Below are 15,512 nucleotides of genomic sequence, written 5' to 3' on the forward strand. Positions count from 1 at the left end.
TCACGCGCTCCGGTCCCTGATCTTCTGGGGCAGGTTGTCGATCAGGAGATTGACGCTGATGGTCAGGCTGGCAATCGCCAGCGATGGCACCATCACAGCAGGAGCGCCGAATGGAAGGGCGCCAATATTCTCCCGCACCAGCGCTCCCCAATCGGCATAGGGCGGCTGCAGCCCGAGCCCGAGGAAGGAGAGGCCGGAGAGCAAAAGCACGATGAAGACGAAACGCAGGCCGAGGTCCGCGAGCACCGGTCGCATGATGTTCGGCAGGATTTCCGATCCGATCAGATAGGGAATGCTTTCGCCGCGGATACGCGCGACGGTCATGAAATCCATGGTGTTGACATTGACGGCCAGCGCCCTGGCAAAGCGATAGGCCCCCGGAATGTAGATGACGGCTAGCGTCAGGATCAGCACGGGTATGGACGAACCGACCGCTGCGACGACGACCAGCCCGAAAAGCTTGCTCGGAATCGAGTTCATCGCATCGAGGAAGCGGCTCAGCCCTGCGTCCAGCCAGCCGCCGGCGACGGCTGCGATCATGCCGAGGACGACGCCGCTGAAACAGGCGATCGACACGGCCGCCAACGAGATGCCGACCGTATAGCGCGCGCCCATCAGCACCCGGGAGAACATATCGCGCCCAAGGTAGTCCGAACCCAGCCAGAGCACCTTGCTCATCGGGCCGAAATAGTCCGTGTCGACGATCTCGCCGACTGGATAGGGAATGACGAGCGGTGCGAACAAGGCAACGAGCGTCCAGGCCAGAATGACGAGGAAGGCGGCAATCCCGACCAGATTGATATTGTAGCCGGCCAGCGACAGGCGCGGATGAATGGTGCTTGCTCTGTTCATCGCAGCCTCGGATTGGAAAGAATGGCGACGATATCGGCGGCGGTGATCAGCAAGAGATAGCCAAGGCAGAAAATCATCGCACAGCTTTGGATCAGCGGCAGATCGCGGGTGGCGACGGCGTCGACCATCAGCTTGGCGATCCCCGGATAGTTGAAAATCGTCTCGACGATGATGACGCCGCCGACGAGATAGGAGAGCGACAGCGCAATCGCATTGACGATCGGGCCGAGAGCATTCGGCAGCGCGTGCTTGAGCACCATCCGGCCGCGGGACGCGCCTTTGAGCAGCGCCATTTCGACATAAGGCGTGTTCAATGTCTCGATCACCGCGGCGCGCGTCATGCGGATCATCTGGGCCGAAATGACGAAAGTCAGCGTGATCACCGGCATGGCATAGATTTTCAGGAGATCGGCAAGGGAATGCGCTTCATTGACGGAGGACAGTGCCGGCAGCCATTTGAGATAGACGGCAAAAACCAGGACCGCCGACGTCGCCACCATGAATTCGGGCACGGAAATGACGCCGATCGACACCACCGTCATGATCCGGTCGTAAAGCGAGCCGCGCAGCATGGCGGAGGTAATGCCGAGCGCGAGCGCCAGCGGCACGGAAACCAGCGTGGTGATGCCGGCAAGCTCCATTGTCGCAACGAGGCGCCCGCCGATCAGCCGTGCCACCGGCATGTCGTTGGCATAGGACGTGCCGAGATCGCCCTGCATGAGGCCGACCAGCCAGCGCAGGAAACGAAAGAAAGCCGGGTCATCGAGATGCATGGCTTTGCGCAGTCCGGCAACCGCTTCCGGGGTTGCCGCCTGCCCCAGCAGGATCGAGGCCGTATCGCCCGGCAGCAGGTTCGTCGCGAAGAACACCGCAAACGAGACGATCAGAAGCGTGATGACCGCGATAACAAGCCTATTGAGAATTAGGTATGAAACCTCGGATTTCATCGAGGCGCTCCTCGCTGCGACAATGGTCCGCGGCCAGCAAAATGGGATCCGGGAGCGCTGCTGCGCCCCCGGACGGTTTGCGCCATCAGGCTGCAAGCCAGATGTATTCCGCCAGCGCGTAACCCATCATGCCACCAAGCGGATTTGCATCCAAACCCTTTACCTTGCTTGAGATCGCATCGACGTTGGAAATATAGGCCGGAATGATCGTGCCGGCTTCTTCGGCGATCATCACCTGCATCTGGTTGTAGATCTCCTTGCGCTTGGCCTGATCGAGCAGGCCGCGGGCTTCGATCATCAGCTTGTCGAATTTCTCCGACTTGTACTGGCTTTCGTTCCACGGCGCGTTCGACGCATAGAGCAACGAGAACAGAATATCCGGTGTCGGGCGCGGGTTGATATTGCCGAAATGGATCGGCGCCTTGAGCCAGTAATTGTCCCAATAACCGTCGGAGGGCACGCGCTGGACATCGAGCTTCATGCCGATATCGGTGCCGGCTGCCTGGATGATCATCGCCATATCGATCGACGAGGTGGCGGCATCGGAGGCGATGACCGGGATCGACTGGCCAAGAACGCCTGCCTTGTTGAAATGGAACTTCGCCTTATCGGGGTCGAAGGCCTTCGGCTTCAGATCGGCATCGTGATAGAAATTCGCCGGCGAAACAGGTTGGTCGTTGCCGACCTCGCCGAGGCCGCGCAGAGCGGATTTGACGATCTGCTCGCGGTTGACCAGGTATTTCATGCCGGCGATGAAATCCTTTTTGTTGCCGGGCGACATGTCGAGCCGCATGTTGAGGTTGGTGTAATTGCCGGAGGTGGTCTTCGACAGTTCGAAGCCGGACTGGCTTTCCACCAGCTTCATGGCGCGCGGATTGATCGAGGCGGCAAGGTTGATATCGCCGGAGATCAGCGCGTTCACACGGGCATTGTCGTCGCTGATAGCGATAAACTCGAAGGAGTCGAGATAGGGCATGCCCGACTTCCAGTAGTTCTTGTTCTTCGTCACTACGGAGCGAACGCCTGGCTCGAACGTTTCGAGCGCGAAGGCGCCGGTGCCGTTGCCCTTGGAAAAGTCCTTCGTGCCATCGGCGACGATCATGAAATGGTGCAGCGACAGGATGGTCGGCAGGTCGGCATTGGGGTCGGCCAGCGTGATTTCGACGGTCGACTTGTCGACAGCCTTGAAGCCGGTCATCTGCGCAGCGATCTTGGCAACCTTGGAGCCGACAGCCGGATCGAGATGGCGTTTCAGCGAGAAGACCACGTCATCGGCGGTCAGGGCCTTGCCGTCATGGAAGGTGACGCCTTTGCGCAGCTTCACGGTCCAGGTCTTGGCGTCTTTGCTCTCGATGCTTTCGGCGAGTTCCAGCTGCGGCGCGCCCGACTTGTCGAGGAAGGTCAGGCGATTGTAGAGCGAGCAGCAGCGCACATAGTCGGTCGACAGCGATGCCTTGGCGGGATCGAGCGTATCGGCGGTCGAGGAAGACCAGCCGGCCGCCTTGAAGGCACCGCCTGAGACCGGGGTCGCGGCGACCGCCTGCGAAGCGCGGCCAAGGACAATGCCGCCGGTCGAGGCTGCGACGCCGCCGGCCAGCATCATCTTGAGGAGATCGCGCCGGGTCGCACCGCGGCGGATGGCATTTTCGACCATTGCGTCGTCGGCTTTGGTCCAGTTGGTGATTTTGTCAGTCATGTCATTCCCCTTTTCCGTTGGTTTGGCGGGCTGCCCATCTTGCCTGCGGGCTTTCCCGGCCTGGGTTTAGGCTCTGGTTGTCAGGCTTTCCTTCACGGCCGCGGCAAAATCCGCCATCGACGTAAAATGGTAGTCGGGTTCGGTGAAATTCCCGGGCTCGATCGTCCCGCCATAGCCTTTCTGGGCATGGCGGCGTTCTATCCAGCAATTGGTCAGGCCGAGTTTTCTGGAGATGCCGATATCGTGATACTGGCTCTGGGCCACGTGCAGGATGTCGTCCTTGCTGTCGCCTTGTGTGCCGACGAAGTCGAACACCTGTTCGAAGAAGGCAGGATCCGGCTTTTCCGTGCCGGTGTCGTCGGCAGTGAAGGTAGCGAAGAACGGCGAACCCAATTGCTTTTCGAAATGGTCGAGCGCCCAGCGGCGGGCATTGGTCATGGCGATCAGCCGGTGGGTCTTGGAGAGGTCCGCGAGCGCAGCGGCGCTGTCAGCAAAACCCTTCCAACTCGCCGCGGAGTCGCGCAGGCGCATTCCATATTCTTCCTTGGCCGGCAGGCCGAGTTTTGGCGCGATGACCATGTAGACGCGCAGGAGATCATCCGGAAAAAGGCCTGCATCGCCGCTGTAGCGCGCCTGGCGATAGAGCGTAAGTGCCTCTTCACCGTCGACCGATGTACCGGCCTCGGCGGCAATCTGGGCGAGGCAATCCTTGATGCCGCCTTCGAAGTCGATCAGGGTGCCGACGACATCGAAGGTGAAATATTTGAACGCCGGAAAATCCTTGGCCAAGTCCATGCTCTCCTTCATGCCCTGCTGCATCGCAGGTGGTTCACGGCAGAAAATTCTGGCTCCCGCCGTGCTTGCTTGTCTTCGAAAGCCCTGAAAACCATCGCCGTGGCCGTTTTCTGAGAGCAGTTTGGCAGTTCTGCAGCGCCGGATTCGCCGAAATGGCATGAGGCCGCGGCACAAAATTGCGAAATTGCCGGCCCGGGCGATATTTCGAAAGAGCCATGCCGCGCAAGGAACCGCCCTGTCACGCCAGCGCCTGGCGCACATCCGGATCATCAAGGGTTTGATCGAGAGTTTTGCGCGTGCGCTCTATAATGGCGTCAATTTCGTCGGATGTGCAGCAGAGCGGTGGCGCATAGCCGAGAACGCCGTGCGCAAATGCCCTGATGATCAGGCCGTTCTCCCAGGCCCGGTCGAAGACACGTCGCGCCGGCACGGCTGCGGCCGGAAGCGGCGTCTTCTTTGCCTTGTCCACCACCAGCTCCACTGCGGCAAGCATACCGCGACCGCGGACATCGCCCACCAGAGGATGATCGCGCAGACCCTCGAGTCCTGCCATCAGCCGCTTTCCTGCCTGGACGCCGTTCTCGAGAATGCCGCTCTCATAAAGGCGCAGCACTTCGAGCCCGACGGCGGCGCTGACCGGATGGGCGGAATAGGTATAGCCATGGCCGACAGCTGAATTCCCAGCGCTGTCGGCAATTACATCATAAACATGATCTGCCATGAACACGGCACCCATCGGCACATAGCCGGATGTCAGGCCCTTGGCCGTGGTCATGAAGTCCGGAACGATGTCTTCTTCGGTGCAGGCAAACAGCGGACCGGTCCGGCCGAAGCCGGTAATCACCTCATCGGCGACGAAGAGTATGCCATGTCGCCTGCAGCGCTCTCGCATAGCCTTGATCCAGCCTTTCGGCGGAACGATGACACCACCTGAACCCTGGATCGGTTCGGCATAAAATGCCGCAACCCGGTCGGCACCGATGTCTTCGATCTTGGCATCCAGCGCGGCGAGCGATGCGGCGATGATGGCCTCCGGATCTTCGCCGACCGGATTGCGGTACGGATAGGGCGAGGGGATCTTGTGCTGCCAGTCATAGGGAATACCGAAGCCGGCATGGAAGGCGGGGAGTGCCGTGAGCCCGGCGCCGACCACGGAGGAGCCGTGATAGCCCTGTTCGATGGAAATGAATTGGTCGCGCTGCGGCTCACCCTTGGCGTTCCAGTAATAGCGGATGAAGCGGATGGTGCTGTCGACGGCATCGGACCCACCAAGGGTGAAAAAGACATGGTTCAGATCCCCGGGCGCCCGATCGGCAAGTTCCGATGCGAGCCGGATCGCGGGTTCCGAACCGAGATCGAAATAGGCCGTCGCGTAAGGCAGCTCGCGCATCTGGCGCGCGGCCGCCTCGACGATGCTTTCATGGCCGTAGCCGGCATTGACGCACCAGAGACCGGCAAAGCCATCGAGCAACTGGCGCCCGGTCTGGTCCGTGACCGTCGCGCCCTTGGCGGACTTCAGCACGCGGACACCTAGCTTTTCATGGCCGCGATAGGATGCGACGGGATGAATGAGATGGGCGCGGTCAAGTTCGATCAGCGAATTGGCGAGCATGGGGTTCTCCGGATTATCCGAGTGCCTGATTGGCAAGAGCAAAGATTTCGACGGGCGCATCTTCGGACTTTTCGGCTGGCGGTTTGCGCATCGCGATGCCGCCGCCAACCTCGACAAGCCCGCTTGCTGCGAGCCAATCCGACAGTCCGATATCTCTGTCTGTGTCGGCGCGCAGGAAGGCGCCGGGTCGAGCCGCCGCAAAGAAGGTGATCAACGCCTTTGCATCTTCCTTGTTTGTCGCAACGACAGGGCCGATCACCTCGCCGCGGCCGAAGGCTCGGCAAGCCGCATAGCCGGCGACCGCTCCGCCCCGACGGATCACAGCGAATTCTCCGTTCCGGTCCAGAAGGTCGATAAGTGCAGCGCGATCAGCGCCGAAGGCGGCACTGTCGAGCGTCTTGATCGCGGAGAGGTCACCGCTCACCGCGGGTTCTACGCCTTGGGAAGGTGCAATCGCCTGCACCACCCCCTGATGCTGAACGACCGTCCCACAGGCGACGAATCCAAGCTTTTCATAAAGCGGCAGCCCCTCCGCGGTCGCGATCAGCCGCAGCTGCCGATCTCCGGCGAGGGCGAACGCCTTTTCCATCAGCTTGCGGCCCACGCCGCGGCCGCGCAGGCGCTCATCGACGATCACCATGTTGATCGTTGCACAATCCGCACCATAGGGCGTCATCAGGATCGTGCCGGCGACCTTGCCATCGCCATCCAAGGCGACTGCGCCGGAACTCAGTTCAACAACGAAACGCCAATCCTCAGGCCGATGCGGCCACTTCGCTTGACGCGAAAGCGCTACGGCTTCGTCAATATGCTGCGGGCCAAAAGCCGTCAGATCGATCGCATCTGTTTGCATGGAGCATCCTTTTCGATGCCCCAAGTCTCAATCAATCGCCGGCGGCAGATCGTCTGAAGGCATGCTGCCGGGCAATATCTTCCGCCGTAGCATGCGCGGTCCGCCGCATCTTATGCTGTGGCGGGGTGGAAGTGGTGATCGGTTGGTCATGCGATGTGACCCGCGAGGCGATTTCCGGGCAATAGAATAACGTATATAGTTTCCTTGCGCATTTTTCCCTCGAAGCGGGCAGAAGAGCTTGGCCCGTTGGCTTGTTTGGAAAACGGTCCAGACGGTGTGAAAACTCAAAATCAAATTTTTGACGGAGAATCTGATTCCGAAATTTGTGGCTCAAGGCCTGTCTTTTACTAACGGCGACCCACGGGTGAATAATTCTGAGGATTATTTTCTATCAGGATTTCTCGCCGATGAGTTTTCACACGGTCTGGGTCGTTTTCAGTACATGTGCGAGAGCACAGCGCTATGATGGAAAAAATGTCACCAATTCGCATTTTCCGTTTGACAATTAAAAGCCGACTGGTCATATATAAACCATCGAAACGCAAACACCAACCGCCAAAGTCCAGACATGCCAAGACCCGCCAATCCAGAAACCCGATCGCGCCTGCTGGAAAAGGGGGGAGACCTCGTCAGCACCCACGGCTTCAATGCCACCGGCGTGCAGGAGATTACGTCGGCGGCCGGTGTGCCCAAGGGGTCGTTTTACAATTATTTTGAAAGCAAGGAGGCTTTCGCTGTCGAAGTACTGACCGAGTATTGGGATTCGGTGTTTACTACTTACGGCCCGATCTTGGCCGATCACAACATGAGGCCGCTCGCGCGTATCGCGCGCTATTTCGCGGCCTTGGCAGAGTTTCACGAGCGCCGTCGTTACGCGGTTGGCTGCCTGATCGGGAATATGGCGATCGAGGTCACGCCATCGAGCGAGCTCGTACGCATCAAGCTGGCGGCAATCTATCGCCAATGGACGGCCTCGCTCACTGAATGCCTGCGGGAAGCTCAGGTCCAGGGCGAATTGCCGGCTGGAAAGGATGTGGGACAAGTTGCCGTCGCGTTGATCGACGCGTTCGAAGGCGCGGTCACGCGTGCCAAGGTCGAACGTAACCGGTCGCCGTTCGACAGCTTTGAAGGTTTCGTTTTGCCAGCCCTTGTGGCTTGAATATTTTTCGGCAATAAATAGACGACCAGTCATATATTTAACGAGTTTCTCGCTGGAACGCCGCGCCAGTGAGTGACGAGATCTTTCCGCGGCTAATCTAAAGGAACTGAACAATGCCCACGATCACGACTACAGACGGCGTAAACATCTTCTACAAGGATTGGGGATCAGGTCAGCCGATCGTTTTCAGCCACGGTTGGCCGCTGACAGCGGACGACTGGGATGCCCAGATGACATTCTTCCTTCATCACGGGTATCGGGTGATCGCCCACGACCGGCGTGGTCACGGCCGGTCCGACCAGCCCAGCACCGGCAACGATATGGACCACTGGGTCGACGATCTCGCGGCCCTGACTGCACATCTCAACCTGCGCGACGCGATCCATATCGGACACTCGACAGGTGGCGGTGAGGTGGCTCGCTATGTCGCTCGCCACCAGGAGCGCGTCTCAAAGGCGGTATTGGTCGCTTCATTGACGCCGAACATGTACCAGAGCAAGGACAACCCGTCCGGTCAACCGTCGGAGTGGTTCGAAGCGATCCGGGCAGGCGTGCTGGGCAACCGGTCGGAATTCTACCGATTCGTCCCTGAGAATCCGTTCTACGGGTACAACCTCGATGGGGCCAAGCCTTCGGAGGCAATCATTGCGAACTGGTGGCGCCAAGGCATGGCCGGCGGTGCTCTCGCTCACTACGCGACTGTCGCCTCTTGGCTCGAAGATTATACCGAAGACCTCAAGAAGATCACCGTGCCGGTGCTGGTGATGCATGGCGAGGCTGATCAAGTCGTCCCGTTCGCTAGTTCCGTGCCGCGTGCGGTCGACTTGCTTAAGAACGGGTCGCTGAAGACTTATCCCGGCTACCCGCATGGCATGCTAACCACACATGCGGATGTCCTCAACCCCGACCTGCTCTCGTTCATAAGGTCTTGACGACATCTCTCATCCATCATCGTCTATGGTAAACATTTCGGGTTCTGAATTGAGGAGGGTTCGGGTTTCGACGTCGTGACGAAGGACGAACAAGAAGCTCAAACCCTCCTTGATAGCGCCGGAAACCACTTAGAAATCGGCACCAAACTGTTCAAACAAACCGAGCCACTTCTATCCCCGCTTGCGACTTTAAGGGAATGCGCCTTTGTGCCCTATTAAGCATTGCAGTTTTGGCGACCCGAATTGGATTTTCGCCTAACAGGCCGTCAGGCGCCGATACGATGCTGTTGGGAATGTGCTCAAAACGCTGAGTCGCAGCGATGAATTCCAACAGCTCTGGCTTTCCCAGAATATCTTTCGTGGTGACGCAAATCCACCTGGCCGTCGATTCCAGGTGAAAACCTGGCCCGCGGCGCGGTGGCAAGGACAACACTCTGCCAAACTCTGTGGCGCATACGAAACATTCTGCTTCAAGCGGCCCCAATTCGGTGAAGCCCGCCGTCTGTCCGACGCTTATGATGGCGACAGCGAATTGCAGATTGCCCATTCAACCAAGGACGACCTGATATGGCCACCTTCCGCCCGAAATACATCACCTTCGACTGCTACGGCACGCTGATCAATTTCCAGATGGCGGAGGCGGCAAGCGACCTCTACAGCAAGCAGCTCGATGAGGTTCGGATGCAGAAATTCATCCGCAATTTCGCCGCCTATCGGCTCGACGAGATCATGGGTGCCTGGAAGCCCTATGCCGAGGTCGTGCACAATGCCATCGAGCGAAGCTGCAAGGCCAACGGCGTCGCGTTCCGTGAAGAGGATGCGAAGACGGTCTATGAACGTGTGCCGAGCTGGGGACCGCATCCGGATGTGCCGGCCGGTCTTGCCAAGGTGGCAAAGGAAATTCCGCTGGTCATCCTGTCGAACGCCATGAATTCGCAGATCATGTCGAATGTCGAGAAGCTCGGCGCCCCTTTCCACGCGGTCTATACCGCGGAACAGGCACAGGCCTACAAGCCGCGCTTCAGGGCGTTCGAATACATGTTCGACATGCTGGGATGCGGACCGGAAGACATTCTGCACTGCTCCTCGTCCTTCCGCTATGACCTGATGTCGGCACATGATCTCGGTGTCAGGAACAAGGTCTGGGTCAATCGCGGCCATGAGCCGGCCAATCCCTATTATGGCTACACCGAAATTGCCGACATATCCGGCCTGCCCGGTGTCGTGGGTCTCTGACGAAGGGTTTTGCGATGAAGTTCGTCTCCTACTGGCACGACACGGCTCCGGTTTTTGCAGGAGGGGCGAAAGGCGCGGTCGAAGGGCACTATGATGTCGCAGTGATCGGCGGCGGCTTCACGGGGCTCGCTGCTGCGCGCCAGCTCGCCAAGGCGGGCGCCAATGTCGTCGTGCTGGAAGCGGAACGGGTCGGCTGGGGCGCTTCGGGCCGCAATGGCGGACATCTCAACAATGGCCTTGCACATAGCTATCTGTCGGCCAAAGCGGAACTTGGCAAGGAGCGCGCCATCGCGCTCTACAAGGCGCTCGACGATTCCATCGATGTGATCGCGGGTTTGATTGCCGAGGAGAATATCGATTGCAATTTTCGCCGTGCCGGCAAGCTCAAGCTGGCATCCAAACCGCAGCATTTCGATTCGATCGCCCGCAATTTCGAGGCAGTGCATGCCGAGGTCGACTCCGATACGGCACTGCTTTCGGCCGATGATCTCAAATCTGAAATCGGCTCGCCTTTCTTCGGTGCCATGCTGTCGAAGAAGAGTGCGATGATGCATATGGGCCGCTATGTCGCGGGGCTGGCGGAGGCGGCAGCACGCCACGGCGCGATTGTCTACGAAAACGCGACCGTGACGGGCCGGACCCGGGGCAATGGCAAACACGTTCTGACCACCGCACGCGGAAAGGTCACAGCGGACCATGTCCTGGTCGCGACGGGCGCCTACACGACGCCCAATTTCGGCTATTTCCGCCGCCGGATCATTTCCGTCGGCAGTTTTTTGATCGCCACGCGTCCGCTCACGACCGACGAGATTGCAGTGACCATGCCCGGCAATCGCACCTGCGTGAACTCGATGAACATCGGCAATTATTTCCGGCTTTCTCCGGACAATCGCCTGCTCTTCGGTGGCCGGGCGCGCTTCTCGGCGACGTCGGATCACCGCTCCGATTCCAAGAGCGGCGAGATTCTGAGGGAAGGCCTGGCAAAGATATTCCCGCAGCTCGGCAATATCGACGTCGATTATTGCTGGGGCGGTCTGGTCGACATGACCAAAGATCGCTACCCGCGTGCGGGCTATCACGACGATGTCTGGTACGCGATGGGTTATTCCGGCCATGGCGCGCAGCTTTCGACCCATCTTGGCATGATCATCGCGGATGCGATTCTTGGCCGAGCCGACCGAAATCCGCTGAAGGGGATGGAATGGCCCGCCGTTCCCGGCCATTTCGGCAAGCCATGGTTCCTGCCGCTGGTCGGGCTTTATTACAAAACGCTCGACAGGTTTCAGTAAGCGACTCTCCCAAGCAGCCGACTAAAGAGGCGCGGATTGCAAAAGCCGCGCCCCATTTTTTCTGCGGTGATTGCGGCTCAGTTCAGCCCGCCCATGTGAAAACTCTTCATCTCCAGATATTCCTCAATGCCGGCCTGCGCGCCTTCGCGGCCGAGGCCGGATTGCTTGACGCCGCCGAAGGGGGAGATTTCCATCGACACCGAACCGGTGTTCAGCCCGACCATGCCGAATTCCAGCGCCTCGCCGACGCGCCAGGCGCGTTTGAGGTTTTCGGTGTAGAAATACGAGGCGAGGCCGTAGGGCGTGCCATTGGCGATGGCGATCGCCTCTTCTTCCGTCTCGAACCGGAATAGCGGTGCGACGGGGCCGAATGTTTCTTCGCTGGCAAGCTGCATGTCGGTGGTGGCGCCGGTCAGCACCAGCGGCACCGTATACTGGCTGCCTTCCGGCATTGCTGGCTTGGTGGTGATGATCTTCGCACCCTTGGCCAGCGCATCCTCTACATGGCGGTTGATCTTGTCGACCGCCGCCATATTGATCATTGGGCCGATTGCCACGCCAGCCTCGGTGCCTGGGCCGACCGTCAAAGCTTCAACCCGTGCCTTGAGCCTGGCGGCAAAGGCATCGTAGATTCCGCTCTGCACCAGAATGCGGTTGGCGCAGACACAGGTCTGCCCGCCATTGCGGAATTTCGAGGCCAGCGCGCCTTCGATCGCCAGATCGAGATCGGCGTCGTCGAACACGATGAAGGGCGCATTGCCGCCGAGTTCGAGGCTGAGCCGCTTGACGCTGTCGGCGGCGCCACGCATCAGCAATGAACCGACGCGTGTCGAACCGGTGAAGGAAATCTTCCGCACGGTTTCGTTGGCCATGATTTCCTGGCCGATCTCCGAGGGCATGCCGGTGACGATGTTGATCACACCGGCCGGAATGCCGGCGCGTTCGGCGAGCACGCCGAGCGCCAGCGCCGAATAGGGTGTAAACTCCGATGGCTTGATGACCACGGTGCAGCCGGCGGCAAGCGCCGGCGCAACCTTGCGGGTGATCATCGCATTGGGGAAATTCCAGGGCGTGATGATGCCACAGACGCCGACCGGCTCCTTCAGGATGATGATGCGGCGGTCTGCTGTCGGCGAGGGGATCGTATGGCCGTTGATGCGGCGTGCCTCTTCGGCAAACCATTTGACGAAGGAGGCGCCGTAGCGGATTTCGCCCTTTGCCTCATCCAGCGGCTTGCCCTGTTCGATCGTGAGGATCAGCGCCAGATCGTCGAGATGCTGCAGCATCAGGCCATGCCAGGCCTCCAGCAGCGCAGCCCGCTCGGCATTGGTCCTTTTTCTCCAGCCTTTATAGGCCTGCTCGGCGGCTTCGATCGCTACGCGGGTCTCGGAGCTGCCCATATCAGGCACCGAGCCGATTGCGGCTTGCGTGGCCGGATCGATGACATCGACGGTCTTGCCCGAGGTCGACGCCACCCATTTGCCGCCGATCAGACCCTGCTGGCGAAAGAGATCCTTGTCCTTCAAAATTTGCATATGTGCCTCGGTGTCAGGAAAGCGCCGCGATGACGGCATTGGTGATCGCATCGGTCCTGTCGCGGCCGGGAATGGTGCCGATGCCGCTTTTGGTGACGGCTTCGATGGCCTGCATGATCATCGCCGCCGCCTCCCGTTCACCCAGATGTTCGAGCATCATCGCACCGGACCAGATGGTGGCGATGGGATTGGCTATGCCGAGATGCGCGATGTCAGGCGCCGAGCCATGCACCGGCTCGAACATGGACGGTGCACCTCGGTTGGGATTGATATTGGCGGAAGCCGCAAAGCCGAGACCGCCCTGGATCGCGGCGCCGAGATCGGTCAGGATATCGCCGAAGAGGTTCGAGGCGACGATGACGTCGAGGCTCTCCGGCGCCATCACCATTCGGGCGGCCAGCGCATCGACATGGTAGCTTGTCACTTCGACATCGGGATAGTCGGCCGCCAGCGTGCGGGTGATCTCATCCCAGAACACCATCGAGAATTTCTGAGCATTGGACTTGGTGACCGAGGCGAGCTTGCGCCTGCGCAGCCGCGCCTGTTCGAAACCGAAACGCAGGATGCGTTCGACGCCGGTGCGGGTGAAAATGGAAGTTTCCACCGCAACTTCATTGTCCATGCCCTGATGCACGCGGCCGCCAGCGCCCGAATATTCGCCTTCGGTATTCTCGCGGATGCAGAGGATGTCGAACTTTTCCGCCCTGAGTGGTCCCTGCACGCCTGGCAGCAGGCGATGCGGCCGGATATTGGCATATTGCACGAAAGCCTTGCGGATCGGCAGAAGCAGGCCGTGCAGCGAGACAGAATCCGGCACTTCGGCCGGCCAGCCGACCGCACCGAGCAGGATGGCGTCGAAGGGCCTGAGCGTCTCGATGCCGTCTTCCGGCATCATCCGCCCCGTCTCCTTGTAGTATTTGCATGACCAGGGGAATTCGGTGCCGTTGAGCGCGAAGCCGGCACCCTTGGCCGCGACCTGCAGGACCGACCAGGCGGCGCCGGTGACGTCGCGACCGATGCCGTCGCCGGGAATGAGAGCGATCGAATAGGCTTTCATGACTTCCTCAAAGGCTGATGAGCACGCTCTTGGTCTTGCGGTTGGCGAGATAGGCCTCGCGTCCGAGATCCTTGCCGAGCCCGGAGCGCTTATAGCCGCCCGTCGGCAGGATATGATCGCGCGACCGGCTGTAGCGATTGATCCAGACGGTACCTGCCTGTATCTGGCGTGCCAGCCGGATCGTCCGCGACAGGTCGGAGGTGAAGAGGCCCGAGGCGAGGCCATAGGTCGGATGATCGGCCAATGCCAGCGCCTCCTCCTCGGTCTCGAATGTTTGCAGTGTCAGCACCGGTCCAAAAATTTCTTCGATGATGGCAGGCGACGACGAATCGACATCTGTGAGCAGCGTCGGCTCGTAGAAATAGCCTTCACGCTGCATGGCTTTGCCGCCGATGATGCACCGGCTGCCGCCTTCCACGGCCGCGTCGACGATCGATCCGATCCGATCCCGCTGGCGCTCGGAAATAACAGGCGAATATTGCGTAGCCTCGTCCCAGGTCGGACCGGGCCGGACACTTGACATGTGGGCCACCAGTGCCTCGGTGAACTGGTCTACAACGCTTGCCTCGACGATCACGCGCGTCGCCGCAACGCAGGCCTGGCCAGCATTGAAGAGCGCGCTGCCGGCAATTGCATCGGCTGCCTTGGCAAGGTCGGCATCGGCAAAGACGATCTGCGGGCTTTTGCCACCCAGTTCGAGCGTCATCGGCTTGACGCCCGAGCGGGCGATGTTTTCCATGATGGCGGAGCCGGCGCGTGTCGAGCCGGTAAAGCTGACCTTGGCGATATCGGCATGGCCGGTCAACGCATTGCCAGTCGTGGCGCCATCGCCGAGCACGACGTTGAAAAGTCCTGCCGGCAGGCCGGCCTCGACCGCCAGCTGTGCCATATAGACAGTGGAAAAAGGCGTCATTTCGGATGGCTTCAGCACCACGGCATTGCCTGCGGCCAGTGCCGGGCCGAGCTTCCAGCCGGCCATGGAAACCGGGAAATTCCACGGCGTGATCGCGCCGACGACCCCATAGGGCTCGCTGAGGATCATACCGAACGTCTTGTCGTCGGTCGGTACGACGTCGCTGCCTTCCTTATCGGCAAATTCGGCGAAGAAGCGGATCTGCTCGGCCGTGACAGCGATGTCACCGGCGACGAGCTGACCAACCAGCCGGGTGGAGGAGAGCGCTTCGATCCGGGCGAGCGTCTCTGCCTCGGCTTCGATCAGGTCGGCCCAGGCATGCAGCACCCTGGTGCGCTCCCGCGGCCGGACGCCACCCCAATTGCTGGCCTTCAGCGCCGCCTTGGCCGACTGCACCGCACGATCGACCATGTCCGCGCCGGCAATCGGGCAGCCGGCATAGGCTTTGCCGTCCGAGGGGCGGCGCATATCGATAGCGCCTGCCGCCGAAACCAGTTCGCCACCGATGAAATGGCCGATCGGCAGGGACAATGTATCGGGATCGAAGCTCAGGCCCATGGAATGTTCTCTCTCCGGAGTCTGCCGTCAGACTATCTCCACCTTCGGAGCAGCATGCATCGTGTGACAAGGAGAGGG

14 protein-coding genes are annotated in these 15,512 nt (G+C 60.2%); 4 read left to right on the forward strand and 10 right to left on the reverse strand.

Translation table 11 applies throughout. The features are described from left to right. The 6 genes from AC1D06_RS01005 to AC1D06_RS01030 form a co-directional block, all read right to left on the reverse strand. Positions 1–852 (reverse strand): ABC transporter permease, encoded by an 852-nt coding sequence (locus tag AC1D06_RS01005; protein ID WP_477984309.1) that lies wholly within the window; start codon positions 850–852, stop codon positions 1–3. Next, positions 849–1,799 (reverse strand): ABC transporter permease, encoded by a 951-nt coding sequence (locus tag AC1D06_RS01010; protein WP_477984311.1) that lies wholly within the window; start codon positions 1,797–1,799, stop codon positions 849–851. The genes AC1D06_RS01005 and AC1D06_RS01010 overlap by 4 nt, the downstream gene beginning before the upstream one ends. Before the next feature lie 85 nt (positions 1,800–1,884). Continuing rightward, the gene (locus tag AC1D06_RS01015; RefSeq protein WP_477984313.1) at positions 1,885–3,495 is read right to left on the reverse strand and encodes an ABC transporter substrate-binding protein; all 1,611 of its coding nucleotides are present in this window, start codon (positions 3,493–3,495) and stop codon (positions 1,885–1,887) included. A gap of 66 nt (positions 3,496–3,561) precedes the next feature. Further along, positions 3,562–4,290, reverse strand: a complete 729-nt coding sequence (locus AC1D06_RS01020) for an HAD-IA family hydrolase (protein WP_477984684.1) — start codon at positions 4,288–4,290, stop codon at positions 3,562–3,564. Between the two features lie 238 nt (positions 4,291–4,528). After that, positions 4,529–5,902, reverse strand: coding sequence for an aminotransferase class III-fold pyridoxal phosphate-dependent enzyme (locus AC1D06_RS01025; protein ID WP_477984315.1), 1,374 nt, complete (start codon positions 5,900–5,902; stop codon positions 4,529–4,531). Positions 5,903–5,915: 13 nt separating this feature from the next. Next, the gene (locus AC1D06_RS01030; protein ID WP_477984317.1) at positions 5,916–6,755 is read right to left on the reverse strand and encodes a GNAT family N-acetyltransferase; all 840 of its coding nucleotides are present in this window, start codon (positions 6,753–6,755) and stop codon (positions 5,916–5,918) included. Between the two features lie 568 nt (positions 6,756–7,323). On the opposite strand from AC1D06_RS01030, the gene AC1D06_RS01035 reads away from it, so the two are divergent. Beyond that, positions 7,324–7,914: a TetR/AcrR family transcriptional regulator gene (locus AC1D06_RS01035; RefSeq protein WP_477984319.1), complete on the forward strand. Its 591-nt coding sequence runs from the start codon at positions 7,324–7,326 to the stop codon at positions 7,912–7,914. A gap of 113 nt (positions 7,915–8,027) precedes the next feature. Continuing rightward, on the forward strand, positions 8,028–8,846 hold the full coding sequence (locus AC1D06_RS01040; RefSeq protein ID WP_477984321.1) for an alpha/beta fold hydrolase: 819 nt from the start codon (positions 8,028–8,030) through the stop codon (positions 8,844–8,846). 151 nt (positions 8,847–8,997) lie between these two features. On the opposite strand, the gene AC1D06_RS01045 is transcribed toward AC1D06_RS01040, so the two are convergent. Next, on the reverse strand, positions 8,998–9,393 hold the full coding sequence (locus tag AC1D06_RS01045; RefSeq protein WP_477984323.1) for a hypothetical protein: 396 nt from the start codon (positions 9,391–9,393) through the stop codon (positions 8,998–9,000). Between the two features lie 20 nt (positions 9,394–9,413). On the opposite strand from AC1D06_RS01045, the gene AC1D06_RS01050 reads away from it, so the two are divergent. Together AC1D06_RS01050 and AC1D06_RS01055 are read left to right on the forward strand one after the other, a co-directional pair. Then, entirely contained in the window at positions 9,414–10,082 is a 669-nt protein-coding gene (locus AC1D06_RS01050) for a haloacid dehalogenase type II (protein WP_477984325.1), read from the forward strand. A 14-nt stretch (positions 10,083–10,096) separates the two neighbouring features. Next, positions 10,097–11,371: an NAD(P)/FAD-dependent oxidoreductase gene (locus AC1D06_RS01055; RefSeq protein WP_477984327.1), complete on the forward strand. Its 1,275-nt coding sequence runs from the start codon at positions 10,097–10,099 to the stop codon at positions 11,369–11,371. 77 nt (positions 11,372–11,448) lie between these two features. On the opposite strand, the gene AC1D06_RS01060 is transcribed toward AC1D06_RS01055, so the two are convergent. Genes AC1D06_RS01060 through AC1D06_RS01070 form a run of 3 tightly spaced genes read right to left on the reverse strand, consistent with a single transcriptional unit; the run spans position 11,449 to position 15,434 of the window. Then, positions 11,449–12,906 (reverse strand): NAD-dependent succinate-semialdehyde dehydrogenase, encoded by a 1,458-nt coding sequence (locus AC1D06_RS01060; protein WP_477984329.1) that lies wholly within the window; start codon positions 12,904–12,906, stop codon positions 11,449–11,451. A 13-nt stretch (positions 12,907–12,919) separates the two neighbouring features. Continuing rightward, entirely contained in the window at positions 12,920–13,963 is a 1,044-nt protein-coding gene (locus AC1D06_RS01065) for a tartrate dehydrogenase (RefSeq protein WP_477984331.1), read from the reverse strand. Positions 13,964–13,970: 7 nt separating this feature from the next. Continuing rightward, the gene (locus AC1D06_RS01070) at positions 13,971–15,434 is read right to left on the reverse strand and encodes an aldehyde dehydrogenase family protein (RefSeq protein ID WP_477984333.1); all 1,464 of its coding nucleotides are present in this window, start codon (positions 15,432–15,434) and stop codon (positions 13,971–13,973) included. Positions 15,435–15,512: the final 78 nt, after the last annotated feature.

Source organism: Rhizobium sp. P2_G2, from assembly GCF_056403555.1.